We start from the raw sequence: 17450 nt of genomic DNA on the forward strand, positions 1-17450 counted from the left end.
GTCCGGGGCAGGCCGCCCCAGACAGGAGAATTGTGGCAAAACCACGCGTACATGAGATCGCCGCGGAGCTGGGCGTCGACAGCAAGGTCGCGCTCGCGAAGCTCAAGGAGCTCGGCGAGTTCGTGAAGAGCCCGTCGTCGACGGTCGAACCGCCCGTCGCGCGCAAGCTGCGCGCCGCGCTCGAGTCGGAGGCCGCCGCGAAGCCCGCGGACGCCCCCGCCGACGCGAAGCCCGCGGCCCGCAAGCCCGCACCCGCGCGCCCCGGCGCGCCGCGCCCCGGCGCACCCAAGCCCGGTCCCGCGCGTCCGGCCGAGAAGCCGGCCGCCGAGGCGCCCGCTGCACCGAAGCCCGCACCCGCGAAGCCCGCTGCCAAGCCGGCTCCCGCGGCCCCGCAGGCCGAGAAGCCGGCCGCTGCCGAGGCGCCCGCCGCGCCGAAGCCCGAGGCCGCCGCTCCCGCGGCGCCCGGCGCACCGACCCCCGGGCCCCGTCCCGGCGGCCCGCGTCCCGGCAACAACCCGTTCGCGTCGCAGCAGGGCATGGGCAAGCGCCCGGGCGGTCCGCGTCCCGGCAACAACCCGTTCGCATCGGCGCAGGGCATGGGCCAGCGCCCGACGCCCGGCAACATCCCCCGCCCGCCGAAGCCGCAGGCTCCGCGCCCGGGTGCACCGCGCCCCGGCGCGCCGCGCCCCGGTCGTCCCGGTGGCGGCGCCGGTCGTCCCGGTGCTCCGTTCCAGCAGCGTCCGGGCGGCGCGGGTCGTCCCGGCGGCCCCGGTGCCGGCGGCGGCTTCCGTCCCGGCGGCGCACCCGGCGGCGGCTTCGCCGGCCGCCCCGGCCCCGGCGGCCGCGGTCGCGGCGGCACGGCCGGCGCATTCGGCAAGGGCGGCGGCAAGTCCAAGCAGCGCAAGTCGCGTCGGGCGAAGCGTCAAGAGTTCGAGATGCGGGAGGCGCCGATCGTCGGCGGCGTCAAGGTCCCGCGCGGCGACGGCAACACCGTCATCCGGATGCGCCGCGGCGCATCGATCTCCGACTTCGCCGACAAGATCGAGTCGATCACCGGCATGAGCGTCCAGCCGGGCAACCTCGTCACGGTGCTGTTCCACCTCGGTGAGATGGCGACCGCGACCGAGTCGCTCGACGAGGCCACGTTCGAGGTGCTGGGCTCCGAGCTCGGCTACAAGATCCAGATCGTCTCGCCCGAGGACGAGGACAAGGAGCTCCTCGAGGGCTTCGGCCTCGACCTCGAGAAGGAGGAGCTCGAGGAAGACGACGCCGACCTCGAGATCCGTCCCCCGGTGGTCACGGTCATGGGTCACGTCGACCACGGAAAGACGCGACTGCTCGACGCCATCCGCAAGACGAACGTCGTCGCGGGCGAGGCCGGCGGCATCACGCAGCACATCGGCGCGTACCAGGTGTGGACCGAGCACGAGGGCTTCGAGCGCGCGATCACCTTCATCGACACCCCGGGTCACGAGGCCTTCACGGCCATGCGCGCCCGCGGTGCCGAGGTGACCGACATCGCGATCCTCGTGGTCGCGGCCGACGACGGCATCATGCCGCAGACGGTCGAGGCCCTGAACCACGCGCAGGCGGCCGGCGTGCCGATCGTCGTCGCGGTCAACAAGGTCGACAAGCCCGAGGCGAACCCGGCCAAGGTGCGCCAGCAGCTGACCGAGTACGGCCTCGTGGCTGAGGAGTACGGCGGCGACGTCATGTTCGTCGACGTCTCCGCGCGTCAGAACATCGGCATCCAGGACCTCCTGGACGCCGTCCTCCTCACGGCGGACGCGGGTCTCGACCTGCGTGCGAACCCGAACAAGGCGGCGCGCGGTGTCGCGATCGAGGCGAAGCTCGACAAGGGCCGCGGCTCGGTGGCGACCGTGCTCGTCCAGGCGGGGACGCTGCGCGTCGGCGACCCGATCGTCGCCGGCACGGCGTACGGCCGCGTCCGCGCGATGATCGACGAGAACGGCGACGCCGTCACCGAGGCCGCTCCCTCGCGGCCCGTGCAGGTGCAGGGTCTCAGCTCGGTTCCCCGGGCCGGCGACACCTTCATCGTCACGGACGACGACCGCACGGCGCGTCAGATCGCCGAGAAGCGCGAGGCCGTCGAGCGCAACGCCCAGCTGGCCAAGGCCCGCAAGCGCATGTCGCTCGAGGAGTTCACGCGTGCGCTCGAAGAGGGCAAGGTCGAGTCGCTCAACCTCATCATCAAGGGCGACGTCGCCGGTGCCGTCGAGGCGCTGGAGGAGTCGCTGCTCAAGATCGAGGTCGACGAGAGCGTCCAGCTGCGGATCATCCACCGCGGTGTCGGCGCGATCACGGAGTCCGACGTCAACCTGGCCACGATCGACAACGCGATCGTGATCGGCTTCAACGTCCGCCCCGACGCCAAGGCCCGCGAGGCCGCGGCTCGCGAGGGCGTGGACGTCCGGTTCTACTCGGTCATCTACAACGCGATCGACGATGTCGAGCAGTCGCTCAAGGGCATGCTCAAGCCGGAGTACGAGGAGGTCCAGTCGGGCGTCGCGGAGATCCGCGAGGTCTTCCGCTCCTCCAAGTTCGGCAACATCGCGGGTGTCATCGTCCGCTCCGGCACGATCACGCGCAACGCCAAGGCGCGCGTCATCCGCGAGGGCGTGGTCATCGCGGACGGCCTGGCGATCGAGTCGCTGCGCCGCTTCAAGGACGACGTCACCGAGGTCCGCACGGACTTCGAGGCGGGCATCGGCCTCGGCAAGTACAACGACATCCAGGTCGGCGACGAGATCGAGACGACCGAGATGGTCGAGAAGCCGCGCGGCTGACGCGGATCTCACCCACCGGCCCTGTCGGGCGGCTTTGGCCGCTCGGCAGGGCCGTCTCATCCAAGGAGGACAACATGGCCGGACAGGAACGTCAGGCGCGGCTCGCGGATCGCATCCGCGTCATCCTCGCCGAGCGCCTCGAGAAGGGCCTGCGCGATCCGCGGCTCGGCTTCGTGACGATCACGGACGTGCGCGTGTCGGGTGACCTGCAGCACGCGTCGGTCTTCTACACGGTGTACGGCTCCGACGAGGAGCGCGTCGCGAGCGGCGCGGCCCTCAAAGCCGCCACCGGCATGCTCCGCCGCGAGGTCGGGAAGCAGCTCAACACGCGGCTCACGCCGTCGCTCGAGTTCATCCCCGACGCGCTGCCGGAGACGGCCGACCACCTCACCGCGCTCCTGCGCGAGGCGCGCGAGCGCGACGAGGCGGTCGCCGGGCTCGCCGCTGGCGCGCAGTGGGCGGCGGGGGAGGACCCCTACGTCAAGCCGCGTGAGACGGCGGACGAAGACGACGCCTGAGCCTCACCGAGGCAGGCGCAGCAGCTCTCCGTCGGTCTCGACGAGTCCGTCGGACAGCAGCGAGAGGATGGCCCGGTCGCGCTGAGCGCGGTCGGGCCATTCCGCGATCACGGCGTCCTGCGGGGCGCCATCCGGGCCGGCCTCGCGGAGCCGGCGCAGCACGGCGCCGCGGGCCTGACGGTCGCTGCCCTCGTACCGGGCCTGCCGTCGCCGCGTGTCCGGCGTCTCGGGCCGCCCCGCCGCCAGCCACGCGCACGACGCGCGGACCGGGCACTCGTCGCATCGCGGGGCGCGCGCCGTGCACACGACCTGACCGAGCTCCATCGCCGCGGCGTTCATCGCCGCTGCCTCGGCCGGGGTCTCCGGCAGGAGCGCGGTCATCGCCTCGAGGTCGCGGCGGTGGGGAGGACCCGGCTGCGCGCGGCCGTCCACGGCGCGCGCGATGACGCGCCGGGTGTTCGTGTCGACGACGGGATGGCGGTCGCCGTACGCGAAGACCGCGACGGCCCGCGCCGTGTAGTCCCCGATGCCCGTGAGCGCGAGGAGCGCGTCCACGTCACGCGGGACGACGCCCTCGTGGCGGTCGCGGATCTCGACCGCGGCGCGGTGCAGCCAGAGTGCGCGGCGCGGGTAGCCGAGGTTCGCCCACTGCCGCACCGCCTCGGCCGGAGCGTCGTCGGCGAGCGCGGTCGGCGTCGGCCAGCGCTCGAGCCATGCCTCGAGGTGCGGGATCACGCGCGCGACCGGGGTCTGCTGGAGCATGAACTCGCTCACGAGCGTGCCCCAGGCCCCGTATCCCGGGCGGCGCCACGGCAGATCGCGCGCGTGCGCGCGGAACCACGGCACGAGCCTGTCGGCGAGGTCGAGGGTGGGCATCGTCTCAGCCTATGACGCGCTCATCCGCGCTCCGTGCGCACCCGTTCAGGTGCTTCGCATCGGGGCGCGACCGAAGCGTTATCGGACGGCGTCCTAACCGTTACCGACCCCGCCGATCCGGGCACTACCGTCGAAGAGGGGCAGCTGAGAGGAGATCATCATGATGCGCATCCGAGCGGGAATCGCTCTGACCGGGGTGCTGGCGCTCGCGATGGCCGGCTGCGCTTCGGAGGGAGATCCGGCCGACACCGCGGAGCCGACGTCGCCCTCGCCGAGCGAGAGCGCGTCGCCCTCGCAGACGCCGAGCACGCCGCCGCCCACCCCCACGACGCCCGGGCAGGACGCCGAGGACCCGGCTGACCCCGCCACGTGGGAGATCGAGGACGGCGAGCTCGGCCCGATCGAGCTCGGCGACGACTTCGACGAGGTCGTGGCGTCGCTCCCCGGCGACTGGGTGAACGACGACAGCTGCGCGTGGGTCGCGTACTGGAGCGCACCCGACGGCACGTACCTCGTGTCGTTCCAGCGCGACGCCGAGGGCGCCGGCCCCGTCATCGCCGCGACCGTCGAGTCGCTGAGCGACCGGTCGGGGATCGGCCCGCGGACCGAGGACGGCCTCGGTGTGGGCGCGACGCGCGAGGACGTCCTCGCGGTGCACCCCGACGCCGTCGAGGTCGACTCGCCGATCGAGGGCATCTCGTTCCTGCGGATCGACGACGACGACGCGTCGGACGGATCCGTGTTCTTCCAGTACGCGGACGGACAGGACGGGGCGACCCGGGTGGCGGTCACGACGCTCGAGACCCCTGCGTACGAGGCCTGCGCCTGACCCGTCCGCGGGGCACTCGGCAGACGCAATACGCTGGAGGGATGGCGTCACGCGTTCCCCAGGCCGGAGGCATCCTGCTCGTCGACAAACCGGGAGGCCTGACGAGCCATGACGTGGTCGCGCGCTCACGGCGCGCCTTCGGAACCCGGAGGATCGGCCACGCCGGAACGCTCGACCCGATGGCGACGGGGCTCCTCGTCCTCGGGATCGAGGGGTCGACGCGCCTGCTGACGTATCTCGTGGGCCTCGACAAGACCTATACCGCGACCATCCGGCTCGGGCAGTCCACGACGACGGACGACGCCGAGGGCGACGTCACCGCATCCGTCTCGCCGGAGACCCTCGCTGCCGTCGCGGACGCGGACATCGCACGCGGCGTCGCCGCGCTGACCGGCCCGATCTCGCAGGTGCCGAGCGCGGTGTCCGCGATCAAGGTCGACGGACGCCGGGCGTACGACCGGGTGCGGGCGGGCGAGGAGGTCGAGCTCGCGGCGCGCGAGGTCACGATCTCGCGCTTCGAGATCGACGCCGTGCGCCGATCCGAGGGGGCGATCGATCTCGACGTCGCCGTGGACTGCTCGTCGGGAACGTACATCCGCGCCCTCGCGCGCGACCTCGGCGTCGCGCTCGGAGTTGGCGGGCACCTCACCGCGCTGCGTCGCACGCACGTCGGGCCGTTCGACGTCGCGGACGCGGCCGCGGTCGACGACCGGCTCGCCGACGCGCCCCTCCTTCCGCCCGCCGACGTGGCCGCCAGCGTCCTCGGCCGCTTCGACGCGACCGTCGACGAGGCGCGAGACCTGCGCCACGGCAAGCGGCTCGCCGGCGCGGCCGCACGCGTCCCCGGCGCTCTCGCTGCCGCCATCGGTCCGGATGGCGCGCTCATCGGGATCGTCGAGAAGCGCGGATCCGCCCTCAAGAGCGCCATGAACATGCCGGAGCCTCAGGGAGGCGCCGCATGATCGCGTGGTTCACGATCGCGCAGGTCGCCGTCGCGAGCCTCGCGGGCGCGCTGTGCGTCATCCTCGGACTCGCCGGACGGCGCCCGAGCGACCTCTCCGTGGGCGCCATGGCTCTCGTGCAGGTGCTCCTCGTCGTGCAGATCGTCATCGCGATCATCGCGCCGCTCGCAGGCAACCCGCCCACGGGCGACCTGCTCGAGTTCTGGACCTACCTCGTGTCGGCCGCGCTCCTTCCCGTCGCGGGCGTCGTGTGGGCCTTCATCGACCGCAGTCGTTGGAGCGTCGTCGTCATGGGGGTGCTCGGGCTCGCCGTCGCCGTGATGGTGTACCGCATGCACGTGATCTGGACGATCCAGGTGGCCTGACCGCGCTCTCGCGCGGCCCGCGCGCAGGTGCGCCGCCTAAAATGGAGCCGTTATGACAGAGCCAGCGCGCACCCGCCGGATGACCGGCGTGGGCATCGTCCTCGTGTTCGTGTACGGCGTGATGGCGCTGGCCGCCACCGGGCGGTCGTTCGTGCAGATCGTGCGCGCGTTCGACGAGGCGCCCGTGGCCTACACCCTGTCGGCGGCGTCGGCCGTCGTGTACATCCTCGCGACTCTCGCGCTGATGTTCTCGAAGAGCGACGCGTGGTACCGCGTCGCGTGGGTGTCGGTGATCTTCGAGCTCGCGGGCGTCATCATCGTGGGCTCCCTGAGCATCGCGCTCCCCGCCCTGTTCCAGCACCCGACCGTGTGGTCGCTCTACGGAAGCGGATACGTCTGGATCCCGCTCGTGCTGCCGTTCTTCGGCATCTGGTGGCTCGCGACGCACCGCCCCGCCCGCTCGCGGCAGGCCGCGGAGGTCGCCCGATGATGCTCTTCCGCGACGCCGGCGAGGTGCCGGAGGGGTTCGGGCCCTCCGTCGTCGCGATCGGCAAGTTCGACGGCGTGCACGCGGGGCACCGCGCGCTCATCGAGCGGATGCTCGTCGATGCCGCGGGCACGGACGCCCGCACGGTGGCTGTCACGTTCGATCGGAACCCGCTCGCGCTCATCGCGCCTGCCCGCTGCCCGCAGCCGCTCGTGAGCGTGCAGCAGAAGGTCGACCTCCTCGAGCGCACGGGCGTCGACGCGACGCTGCTGCTCGCGTTCGACGAGCAGCTCGCGGCGGAGCCCGCGGAGAGCTTCGTCGAGCGCGTGCTCGTCGGCGCGCTGCGCGCGCAGCGGGTCCTCGTGGGGAGCGACTTCCGCTTCGGGCGCGGGGGAGCGGGCGACGCCGCGCTGCTCGAGCGGATGGGCGCCGAGCACGGGTTCTCGGTCGAGATCATGCCCGACATCGCCAGCTCGGGCGACGGGCGCCGCGTGTCGTCGTCGTGGATCCGCGAGCTCCTCGACGCGGGCGACGTCGAGCGCGCCGCGAAGCTGCTCGGTCGCCGGCACGCCGTGCGCGGCGAGATCGTGCACGGGCTGAAGCGCGGGCGCGAGCTGGGCTTCCCGACGGCGAACCTCGCGCAGGACGCCGAGGGGTTCATTCCCGCCGACGGCGTGTACGCGGGATGGCTCGTCGTCCCGCGCGGAGAGCTCGGCTCGGTCGTGCGGTACCCCGCGGCGATCTCGGTCGGCACGAACCCGACCTTCGACGACGTCGCGCAGCGCCAGGTCGAGGCGTACGTGCTCGACGAGGACGACCTCGACCTCTACGGGCTGAGGGTCGAGGTGCAGTTCGCGGCGCGCATCCGAGGGATGGTCGCGTTCGAGGGCATCGAGAAGCTCATCATCCAGATGACCGACGACGTCGCGCGCGTGCGCGAGGTCCTCGCGGGCGGCTGACGCTCAGTACGAGGTGGAGTCCTCGGCGCCCGTGGCGACGCCTCCCGCGGCGCGCGCCCGCAGCTCGCCGAGGATCGTCGCGCTCGCGCTCGTCCCGAGGCGGGTCGCGCCGGCCTCGAGCATCGCGATCGCGGCGTCCAGCCCGCGGACGCCGCCCGACGCCTTCACCTGGACGGCGGAGGAGACGCTGCGGCGCATGAGCTCGACGTGCGGCACCGTGGCGCCGCCGCCGGCGAAGCCCGTCGAGGTCTTGACGAACGTCGCGCCGCCGGCCTCCGTGAGCCGGCTGCCGCGCGCGATCTGCTCCTCGTCGAGGAGGCTCGTCTCGAGAATGACCTTCGTGACGAGGCCGTCTGCGGCGTCGACGACGGCGCGGATGTCCGCCTCGACCCGGTCGTCCTCGCCGCCGCGCAGGGCGCCGATGTGCACGACCATGTCGAACTCGGTGGCCCCGTCCTCGCGCGCCTGACGCAGCTCGGCGACCTTGGCGGCGGTCGACGTCGTGCCGTGCGGGAAGCCGATCACGGTGCCGACGGCGACGCCAGAGCCCTCGAGCCGGCGCACGGCGTACGCGACGTCGGACGGGCGCACGCACACACTGAACACCTTCCACTCGGCCGCGATGTCGAGTTCGCGATCGACGTCGGCGCGCGTGAAGTCGGGCTTGAGGATCGCGTGGTCGATGGCGGCGGCGACAGCCGCCTCGGTGAGCTCGATGGCCATGCGCCCAGCCTACCTTCGCCTGCCGGGCCGCCGCCCGAGGCCTGTGCGGCGCGATTGCATCACGATCGGCGTGCGTCGTCGCCCGCGCGCCATCCGCTCGGATAGCGTCGAGAGCATGATGCGCCGTGCACTCGCCCCCCTCCTCGCAGCGGGCGTCCTCCTCTCTCTCGCAGGATGCGCGAGCAGCGTCGGCACGGGCCAGGGTGCGGAGCCCGATCCCACGCCCTCCGCGACCTCCACTCCGACGACCGCGCCGACGACATCCGTGCCCACGACCGCGCCCGGCGTGTTCACGATGCCCGCCTCGTGCGAGCAGGCCTGGTCGACCGAGGCGCTCTCGATCCTCAGCGAGGAGGCCGGTGCCCTGAACGACCCGGGTCTCACGATGCTCTCGACCGAGGTGGTCCCCGCCCTCGAGGTGCTCGACGCCGTCGAGTCGCTGCGCTGCACGTGGGGGCTCGCGAGCGAGGTCGGCATCGCGACGACCCTCGCCGCCGTCGACGAGGCCCAGACCGAGACCATCCGCACCGCGCTGCTCGCCGAGGGCTTCACCTGCGAGGAGCGCGAGGTCGTCACTCGCTGCGAGCTCGAGACGGAGCTGACCGGGGAGGTGCCCGGTGCGACCGGCGAGGTGCACGTGCTCGGCGGAGGCGGGTGGGCCGCGACGCACTGGCTGAACGCCGACTTCGAGCCCCAGTACACCGACGACCTCATCGCGACGCTCTGGATGTGACCGCGCCTGGTGGGATCCGGCGCGCGATGGCGTAGAATGCCCGTGAGGCTTCCGCTCATCCGTTCGACGCGACAGCGCCGGAGGAGCGGGCCGCGTCACCGGACGCCGGAGTGCGCGCGCTGTTCGGTCGCCGTCCGTCGATCCAGGCGGCCGGCGCCGCCGCAGTCCGGCAGGGCGTGACGCACGCACGACTTCGACCGGCCAGGCACCAGCGGCCGCCGGCAGCGACGCTCAGGAGGAGCATGCCGACCACGGCACCCGCGCGACAGCGCAAGAAGTCCTCGTCCGCACGACGCGACGACGAGGCCCCGATCATCCCGATCCTCGCGCGCAAGGTGCGCGAGATCGAGGCCAAGGCGCAGCGCAACAAGCTCGGCCCGACCAACCGGGTCAAGTTCCAGGTCATCGCGTTCCTCGTGCGCGAGGAGCGCGCCCGCGTCAAGGCCGACGACGCGCTCTCCGACGCCGCGCGCGCCGAGCTGCTCAAGCGGCTCGACGGCGTCGCGACCATCCTCGCGAAGACCGCGGCACGCGACACCTCCCTCATCCAGCTCCTCGAGGCCGACCACGCGACGTCGCCCGTCGCGCGCCGGATGCGCCGCGACTGGCTGCTCGAGTCGGGTGCGGAGCTGCCGCCCGAGGAGCTCGTCATCACCGACGAGAAGCCCGCGCTGCCCGCGACCGTCGTCGCGCCCGTCGTCTCCGAGCGCGCCGTGACGCCGCCGCAGATCGAGGCGCGCCGCGAGGCGAACCCCTTCCTCGCACCCGACCTCTCGCGCGTGCCCGCCGGCCCGACGCCGCGTCGACGGCTCGACGGCTGGGAGCTCATGGGGCCGCTCTACAAGGCGTTCGAGCTGGGCGCCGGCGGCGGGGCCGCCACGATGCCCCTCCCGCCCGTGCCCGAGTTCGACCGGCTCTCGCCCAAGGGGCTCGAGATCATGCCGCATCAGTCCCGGTTCCTCGAGGCGGTGCGCGCGGGTCACCGCGAGTTCCTCCTCGCCGACGAGCCCGGTCTCGGGAAGACGGCCGAGTCGGTGCTCGCGGCGTCGGTCGCCGAGGCGTACCCGCTCGTGGTGGTCGTGCCCAACGTCGTCAAGATGAACTGGGCGCGCGAGGTGGAGCGCTGGACGCCGCAGCGCCGCGCGACGGTCATCAACGGCGACGGGCAGGACGTCGACGCCTTCGCCGACGTCTTCATCGTGAACTACGAGATCCTCGACCGGCACATCGGATGGCTCGCGACGCTCGGGCTGCGGGGGATGGTCGTCGACGAGGCCCACTTCATCAAGAACCTGTCGTCGCAGCGCTCGCAGAACGTGCTCGCGCTGTCGCAGAGCATCCGCGAGTCGACGCCCGGCGGCAAGCCGCTCCTCCTCGCCCTCACCGGCACGCCGCTCATCAACGACGTCGAGGACTTCGACGCGATCTGGCGCTTCCTCGGGTGGACGAACGGCGAGAAGCCCGGTCCGGAGCTCATGGAGAAGCTCGACGCGACGGGGCTCACTCCGGCCGACAAGGCGTTCTACCCCGAGGCGCGCGAGGCCGTCATCTCGATGGGCATCGTGCGACGTCGCAAGAAGGATGTCGCGGCCGACCTGCCCGACAAGCTCATCGCCGATCTGCCGGTGCAGCTCGACGACGAGTTCGGGCGCAGCATCCGCGCCGCCGAGCGCGAGCTCGGGGAGCGCCTCGCCGCTCGCTACCGCCGGATCATCGAGGCGCGCGGCGAGCGCGGGCTCGAGGCGGGCGAGATCGACGACGACATCGTGCGCCTCGTCGCGCAGGGCGAGCTCGACGAGTCGAAGGCCGCGGGCACAAGCGGCGACAACGTGTTCGCGATGGTGCGGCGGATCGGCCAGGCGAAGGCCCTGCTCGCGGCGGACTATGCCGCGCAGCTGCAGCGCTCGGTCGGCAAGGTCGTCTTCTTCGCCAAGCACATCGACGTCATGGACCAGGCGGAGGCGCACTTCGCCGCGGCAGGCATCAAGGCGGTCTCGGTGCGCGGAGAGCAGACCGGCGCCGTGCGCCAGGCGGCGATCGACGCGTTCAACAACGATCCCGAGGTCGGCATCGCGGTCTGCTCGCTGACGGCTGCGGGCGTGGGCGTGAACATGCAGGTCTCGTCGAACGTCGTGCTCGCGGAGCTGAGCTGGACGGCCGCCGAGCAGACGCAGGCGATCGACCGCGTCCACCGCATCGGGCAGGACGAGCCGGTCACCGCGTGGCGGATCATCGCCGCGCACACGATCGACACGAAGATCGCCGAGCTCATCGACCGCAAGCAGGGTCTGGCGGGCCGCGCGCTCGACGGCGAGGCCTTCGACGAGACGTCGAGCGACTCGGTCCAGCTGGCCGCGCTCATGCACCTGCTCCGCCAGGCTCTGGGCGACGACTAGGCTCCCACCGCATGCGGCGCCCGGGAGGGGAAAGGACACCCTCCCGGATGCCCTAGCGTTGTTGTCATGAAGATCGGCGTTCTGACGAGTGGTGGCGACTGCCCCGGCCTCAATGCAGTCATCCGTGGTGCGGTGCTCAAGGGCACCGAGGCGTACGACATGGAGTTCGTCGGCATCCGCGACGGCTGGAAGGGGCTCGTGGAGGCGGACTTCTTCCCCCTCACGCGGCGCGACGTCAAGGGCCTCTCGAAGGTCGGCGGGACGATCCTCGGGACGAGCCGCACGAACCCCTACGAGGGCGACCGCGGCGGTGCCGAGAACATCGCGAAGACGCTCTACGGGCACAAGCTCGACGGCATCATCGCGATCGGCGGCGAGGGCACTCTCGCGGCCGCGCAGCGCCTCAACAACGACGGGATCCCCGTCCTCGGCGTCCCCAAGACCATCGACAACGACCTGCGCGCGACCGACTACTCGTTCGGCTTCGACACGGCCGTGAACATCGCGACGGACGCGATGGACCGCCTCCGCACGACGGGCGACTCGCACCAGCGCTGCATGGTGGCCGAGGTCATGGGCCGTCACGTGGGCTGGATCGCCCTGCACTCGGGCATGGCCGCCGGCGCGCACATCATCTGCATCCCCGAGGTGCCGCTGTCGCTCGAGGAGATCACCGAGCACGTGCTCGCCGCCGCGGAGCGCGGTCGCGCCCCGCTGGTCGTGGTCGCCGAGGGCTTCAAGCTGAAGGGCCAGGACGAGGCCTACAGCGACAAGGGCCTCGACGCGTTCAACCGCCCCCGCCTCGGCGGCATCAGCGAGGTGCTGGCACCGCTCATCGAGCAGGCGACCGGGATCGAGACCCGCTCGACCGTGCTCGGCCACATCCAGCGCGGCGGCGCCCCCTCGGGCTTCGACCGCGTGCTCGCGACGCGCCTCGGGCTGCACGCCGCCGACGCGGTCGTGGATGGCGCGTGGGGCCAGATGGTCGCGATGCAGGGCACCGACATCGTGCGCGTTCCGTTCACGGAGGCGCTCGGCGAGCTGCACACCGTGCCGCTCGCCCGCTACGAGGAGGCCGCAGCCCTCTTCGGCTGATCCTCCCTCCTCCCGTGTCTCATTCTCGGCGGGAATCGCTGCCGCGTTCCCGCCGAGAATGAGACACGCGTCACGCGGGGGCACCGGGGCGCCATCCGCGTTCCCGCAGCGCGGCCGCGACGAGCCCGGCCGCAGCCGGGCTCGGTCCGGCGAGGTGATGCCGCAGGATCCGCACCATGAGCCAACCGCGTCTGCGCACGGCCTCCCAGCGGTCCGCGTCGCGCTCGAACTGCCGTGCGTCCTGCGCGTGCACGCGTCCGTCGTACTCGACGCACACCCGTCGCCGCAGGTAGGCCATGTCGAACCGCGCGACGTGCGTGCCGTCGGCGTCGTGGAGATCCCAGTTCAGCTCCGGCTCGGGCAGGCCGCCCCGCCAGATCGCGAGCCTCGTCCGCGTCTCGCCGGGGGACTCTGCTCCCGGCCGGGTGAGGGCGAGCGCCTTCGCCAGGCGGCGGCCGCGCACGTCGCCCATGATCTCGACCTCCGCCGCGAGATCCGCGAGGGTGAGCACCCCGTGGCGGCGACCGGCGAGGTGATCGGCCGCGACGACGAGCTCGTCCAGCGTCCAGAGCCCGCCGACCTGGCGCCAGGCGCGGGCGGGCGACTCCAGCGGGAGCTCGGCATCTGGGTACAGGAGAGCCTCGCGTCGCTGCAGTCGATGGCCGCGGATCCCCGCGACGCGGGGCGGATGGGATGGCCGGTGCACCGACACGTGCAGCTGCGCGTTCGCCCGAGCCGGCACCGGCACTCCGATGAGGCCGAGGGCGGTGTCGTGGCTGTAGAACTCGCCGGGCTTCAGCCGCGGCGCATACTCGAGGCATCTCTCGCGGAGGCTCTCGGGGGCGAGGGCGCGCGGCGTCCGCACCCCGGGATAGGGGCGGTCGAGGTCGAGGGCCCGGAGCCGTGCGGTCGAGATGCCGCGATCGAGCGCGTCACGCACGTGGAACGGCGCAGTGGCCAGGTCGAGGGGGAGAGGCTCAGGACGACGCGACATAGCGGCAGGATGGCCCGACGGAGCCGACCGGAGCGGCGCCTGCGCGCGCGGATCGGCGCCGATCCGGCGCGCCCCCGCCCTGTGCACGCGGTGTCGCCGTCGTTGCGCGGGTGTCCGGGGTCATCCGGCGCTCGCCCGGGGCCGTCCGGCGCGCCATCCCATGTCTCATCTCTTGCGGCTTTCGCCGTGCGATTCCCGCGCGAAGTGAGACACGGGGCGGGACCGGGCCGTGCATGTCTCGATTGCTGCGGTCATGGGAGGCGAATTCCCGCGCGAAGTGAGACAAGGGTGCGATAGCGGGCCGTGCATGTCTCGATTGCTGCGGTCATGGGAGGCGAATTCCCGCGCGAAGTGAGACACGGGTGCGGGACCGGGCCGTGCATGTCTCGATTGCTGCGGTCATGGGAGGCGAATTCCCGCGCGAAGTGAGACATGCGGCCCTCGCGTCAGGCGATGGGGTCCTCGCGTCAGGAGACGGGCTCGTTGCGCCGCCGTCCGGGGCGGCCCCTAGGCTGGCGGCATGGAGCAGTTCGGCAGGCATGCGCCCGCGCGGCGCACGATCGTCCACCTGAGCGACACCCACCTGCTCGCGGGCGGGCGCCTGCTCAACGGCGCGATCGACACCGACGCCAACCTCGTGCAGACCCTGGAGCGCGTCGAGCGCCTCGCGGGCGGCGTCGACGCGCTCGTCTTCACCGGCGACCTCGCCGACCTCGGCGAGCCCGAGGCCTACACCCGCCTGCGCGCCCTCGTCGACCCCGTGGCCGAGCGTCTGGGCGCTCCCGTCGTCTGGGTCGCGGGCAACCACGACGAGCGCCCGGAGCTGCGTCGCGACCTGCTCGGCCTGCCCGCGACGCAGGAGGCGGTGACCGGCGCGTGGGATGTCGGCGGGCTGCGCCTCATCGCGCTCGACTCATCGGTCCCCGGATGGCACCACGGCGATCTCGACGACGGCCAGCTCGAGTGGCTCGCGGAGCAGCTCGCGACACCCGCGCCGCTCGGCACCGTCCTCGCGCTCCACCATCCGCCGCTGCCCAGCCACATCCCGCTGTTCGACATCCTCGAGCTGCGCCGCCAGGATGAGCTCGCGCGCGTCCTGCGCGGGTCGGACGTCCGCGCCATCCTCGCGGGGCATCTGCACTACTCGACGAGCGGCACCTTCGCGGGCGTCCCCGTGAGCGTCGCATCGGCGTCCTGCTACACGATGGACATCGCGCTCCCGGCGCAGAGCGTGAACGGGATGGACGCGGGCCAGGCGTTCCACCTCGTGCACGTCTACGACGACACGATCACCCACTCGGTCGTGCCGGTCGCGTCAGCCGACCCGGGCGACTACTTCACGCCCGCGTGGTACGCCGAGATGGCCGCGCTCACCCCGCAGGAGCGGCTCGAGCGCTTCTCACGCAAGCCGGTCTGAGGCCTCGTCGGCGATCCCCAGGACGTCGAACATCCACGCGAGCTGGAACGCGCGCTCGCGCCACGCGTTGTAGCGGCCGCTCACGCCGCCGTGCCCTGCGGTCATCTCGCACCGCAGGAGCGCGTCCGCGTCGACCTCGCGCAGGCGCGCGACCCACTTCGCCGGCTCGACGTACAGCACGCGCGTGTCGTTGAGCGACGTCATCGCGAGGATGCGCGGGTAGCGCACGCCCTCGCGGACGTTCTCGTACGGCGTGTACGACTTCATGTACGCGTAGACCTCGGGGTCGTGCAGCGGGTCGCCCCACTCCTCCCACTCGATCACGGTGAGCGGGAGGGACGGATCGAGGATGGTCGTGAGCGCGTCCACGAAGGGGACATCGGCGAGGATGCCCGCGAACAGCTCGGGAGCGAGATTCGCGACCGCGCCCATGAGCAGACCGCCGGCGGACCCGCCCTCGGCGACCATCCGGTCCGGCGAGGTGTACCCGCCGTCCACGAGGAAGCGCGCGACGTCGACGAAGTCGGTGAACGAGTTGCGCTTGTTCGCGAGCTTGCCGTCCTCGTACCACGCGCGGCCCATCTCGCCGCCGCCGCGCACGTGGGCCACCGCGAAGACGACGCCCCGGTCGAGCTCCGACAGGCGCGCGTACGAGAAGCCGGGGTCGATCGAGTGCTCGTACGAGCCGTAGCCGTACAGGTGCAGCGGGCGGGGTGCGGCGCCCGGGTCGCCGAAGGAGCGCTTCCACACGACGGAGACGGGGATGAGCGTGCCGTCGGCCGCCGGCGCCCACAGTCGCTCCTGGCCGTAGTCGGCGGGGTCGTAGCCGCCGAGCACCTCGACGTGCTTGAGCTCGCGCAGCTCGCCGGTCTCGACCACGTAGTCGAACACCGTGCCAGGCGTCGTGAACGAGCCGTAGCTCAGTCGGACGACGGGCTGCGCCCACTCGGGGTTGCCTCCGGACCCCGCGTTGTACAGCGGCTCGTCGAACGCGATCTCGCGCACGGCGTGGGTCCCGTAGTCGAGGATGCCGACCCGCGGGATGCCGCCGGACCGGTACTCCACGATCGCGAAGTCGCGCAGGCAGTCGACGCTCTCGAGGCGCGTGCCGGGGGAGTGGGGGATGACGACCTCGGGCTCAGCGTCGGGGGCGTCGGCGGGCACGCGCACGAGCTCGAAGTCGAGCGCGCCGCGGTTGTGGAGCACGTAGAGCCAGTCCGCACCGTCGACGACGGCGTGGTCGACGGAGTACTCGATGCGCTCCGAGCGGCTCCAGATGGTCGTGCGGGGGACGGCTGCCGGATCCTCGGCGAGGCGGGGCAGGTCGGCGACGGGCAGCACCTGGATCTCGCTCGTCGTGTTCGACGCCGACTCGATCACGAGGTACTGCCGGCTGCGGGTGAAGCCCGCTCCGATCCAGAACGCGTCGTCGTCCTCGTGCGCGATCTCGACGTCGTGCTCGCGGGTCGGCTCGCCCACGCGGTGGAGCCAGACGCCGTCGGGGCGCCATGCATCGTCCACGGTCGAGTAGAGGATGAAGCGCCCGTCCGGGGTGAAGCGCGCCCCGCCGCCGAGTCCCTCGAGCACGTCGGGCAGGAGCTCGCCGGTCGCGATGTCCTTCACGCGGACGGTGTATCGCTCGTCGCCCTGCGTGTCGACGCCCCACAGCATGCGCGAGCCGTCGGTCGTCACACTGAACGCCCCGAGTGCGAAGTACTCGTGTCCCTCCGCCTCGACGTTGCCGTCGAGCAGCACCTGCTCGCCCGGCACCTCGACGTCGACGTCGAGCTTCGGGGGAGTCCAGTCGTCCTCGCTCGCGAGCGGCGCGCGGCACTGGAGGCCGTACTGCCGACCCTCGAGCGAGCGGCCGTAGTACCACCATCCGCCCTGGCGCACGGGGACCGTCAGGTCCGTCTCGCGCACGCGGTCCTTGATCTCCTGGAAGATCGTCTCGCGCAGCGGCTCGAGGTGGGCGAGACGGGCGTCGGTGTACGCGTTCTCCGCCTCGAGGTGCGCCCTCACCTCGGCGTCGTCCTTCGCGCGCAGCCACTCGTAGCCGTCCTCGACCACGTCGCCGTGATGCGTGCGGACGACAGGGCGTCGCGGGGCGGTCGGGGCGATGGGGGGCGCGGTCTGCGCATCGGGGGTCACGGGTCCACGCTAATGCGGACGAGCGCTCTCGCGGGGGGAGGACATGGCACTTGTACGCTCTGTACATCGGACGCGAATGCCCTGTACGCGATGTCGAGAACCGAGAGCACCTGCCCTGAGTAGGATCGTGCACATCCC

Annotated in this window: 15 protein-coding genes; 11 read left to right on the forward strand and 4 right to left on the reverse strand. The window is 72.4% G+C overall.

The genetic code is table 11. From position 1 onward, the window contains the following. Window positions 1-32 precede the first annotated feature (32 nt). Window positions 33-2807, forward strand: a complete 2775-nt coding sequence (gene infB / locus M1D46_RS07425) for a translation initiation factor IF-2 (protein ID WP_310089089.1) — start codon at window positions 33-35, stop codon at window positions 2805-2807. A gap of 74 nt (window positions 2808-2881) precedes the next feature. Then, complete coding sequence (rbfA, locus tag M1D46_RS07430) at window positions 2882-3325, forward strand: 30S ribosome-binding factor RbfA (protein ID WP_271174195.1); 444 nt, start codon at window positions 2882-2884, stop codon at window positions 3323-3325. Between the two features lie 3 nt (window positions 3326-3328). Here the strand turns inward: rbfA and M1D46_RS07435 are convergent, their stop codons facing one another. Beyond that, window positions 3329-4201, reverse strand: a complete 873-nt coding sequence (locus M1D46_RS07435; protein WP_421076006.1) for an HhH-GPD family protein — start codon at window positions 4199-4201, stop codon at window positions 3329-3331. Between the two features lie 160 nt (window positions 4202-4361). Here M1D46_RS07435 and M1D46_RS07440 point away from each other — a divergent pair, with 160 nt between their 5' ends. The 5 genes from M1D46_RS07440 to M1D46_RS07460 are packed head-to-tail and all read left to right on the forward strand — an operon-like array spanning window position 4362 to window position 7803. After that, the gene (locus M1D46_RS07440) at window positions 4362-5030 is read left to right on the forward strand and encodes a hypothetical protein (RefSeq protein ID WP_421076005.1); all 669 of its coding nucleotides are present in this window, start codon (window positions 4362-4364) and stop codon (window positions 5028-5030) included. A gap of 41 nt (window positions 5031-5071) precedes the next feature. Beyond that, complete coding sequence (gene truB, locus M1D46_RS07445; protein WP_421076004.1) at window positions 5072-5992, forward strand: tRNA pseudouridine(55) synthase TruB; 921 nt, start codon at window positions 5072-5074, stop codon at window positions 5990-5992. After that, window positions 5989-6357 (forward strand): hypothetical protein, encoded by a 369-nt coding sequence (locus M1D46_RS07450; protein ID WP_421076003.1) that lies wholly within the window; start codon window positions 5989-5991, stop codon window positions 6355-6357. The genes truB and M1D46_RS07450 overlap by 4 nt, the downstream gene beginning before the upstream one ends. A gap of 52 nt (window positions 6358-6409) precedes the next feature. Then, complete coding sequence (locus M1D46_RS07455) at window positions 6410-6847, forward strand: hypothetical protein (protein ID WP_324011991.1); 438 nt, start codon at window positions 6410-6412, stop codon at window positions 6845-6847. Then, a complete protein-coding gene (locus M1D46_RS07460; RefSeq protein ID WP_271174201.1) occupies window positions 6844-7803 on the forward strand; it encodes a bifunctional riboflavin kinase/FAD synthetase in 960 nt (319 codons plus the stop codon). Before M1D46_RS07455 ends, M1D46_RS07460 begins: the two co-directional genes overlap by 4 nt. Before the next feature lie 3 nt (window positions 7804-7806). Here M1D46_RS07460 and deoC read toward each other — a convergent pair whose 3' ends face one another. Next, a complete protein-coding gene (gene deoC / locus M1D46_RS07465) occupies window positions 7807-8526 on the reverse strand; it encodes a deoxyribose-phosphate aldolase (protein WP_271174202.1) in 720 nt (239 codons plus the stop codon). Window positions 8527-8641: 115 nt separating this feature from the next. Here deoC and M1D46_RS07470 point away from each other — a divergent pair, with 115 nt between their 5' ends. The 3 genes from M1D46_RS07470 to M1D46_RS07480 all read left to right on the forward strand — a co-directional run bounded on the left by M1D46_RS07470 (window position 8642) and on the right by M1D46_RS07480 (window position 12750). Beyond that, window positions 8642-9259: a hypothetical protein gene (locus tag M1D46_RS07470; RefSeq protein ID WP_456284866.1), complete on the forward strand. Its 618-nt coding sequence runs from the start codon at window positions 8642-8644 to the stop codon at window positions 9257-9259. A 242-nt stretch (window positions 9260-9501) separates the two neighbouring features. Then, window positions 9502-11655: a DEAD/DEAH box helicase gene (locus tag M1D46_RS07475; RefSeq protein ID WP_271174204.1), complete on the forward strand. Its 2154-nt coding sequence runs from the start codon at window positions 9502-9504 to the stop codon at window positions 11653-11655. Window positions 11656-11721: 66 nt separating this feature from the next. Continuing rightward, window positions 11722-12750 carry an ATP-dependent 6-phosphofructokinase gene (locus M1D46_RS07480; RefSeq protein ID WP_271174205.1) on the forward strand — a complete coding sequence of 343 codons (1029 nt, stop codon included), beginning with the start codon at window positions 11722-11724 and terminating at the stop codon, window positions 12748-12750. Between the two features lie 70 nt (window positions 12751-12820). Here M1D46_RS07480 and M1D46_RS07485 read toward each other — a convergent pair whose 3' ends face one another. Beyond that, complete coding sequence (locus tag M1D46_RS07485; protein WP_456287049.1) at window positions 12821-13744, reverse strand: hypothetical protein; 924 nt, start codon at window positions 13742-13744, stop codon at window positions 12821-12823. A gap of 520 nt (window positions 13745-14264) precedes the next feature. Here M1D46_RS07485 and M1D46_RS07490 point away from each other — a divergent pair. Next, window positions 14265-15161: a phosphodiesterase gene (locus tag M1D46_RS07490; RefSeq protein ID WP_456284867.1), complete on the forward strand. Its 897-nt coding sequence runs from the start codon at window positions 14265-14267 to the stop codon at window positions 15159-15161. On the opposite strand, the gene M1D46_RS07495 is transcribed toward M1D46_RS07490, so the two are convergent. Then, window positions 15144-17312 carry a S9 family peptidase gene (locus M1D46_RS07495; protein WP_456284868.1) on the reverse strand — a complete coding sequence of 723 codons (2169 nt, stop codon included), beginning with the start codon at window positions 17310-17312 and terminating at the stop codon, window positions 15144-15146. The genes M1D46_RS07490 and M1D46_RS07495 overlap by 18 nt on opposite strands. Window positions 17313-17450 lie beyond the last annotated feature (138 nt).

It is taken from the genome of Microbacterium sp. JZ70, assembly GCF_053903225.1.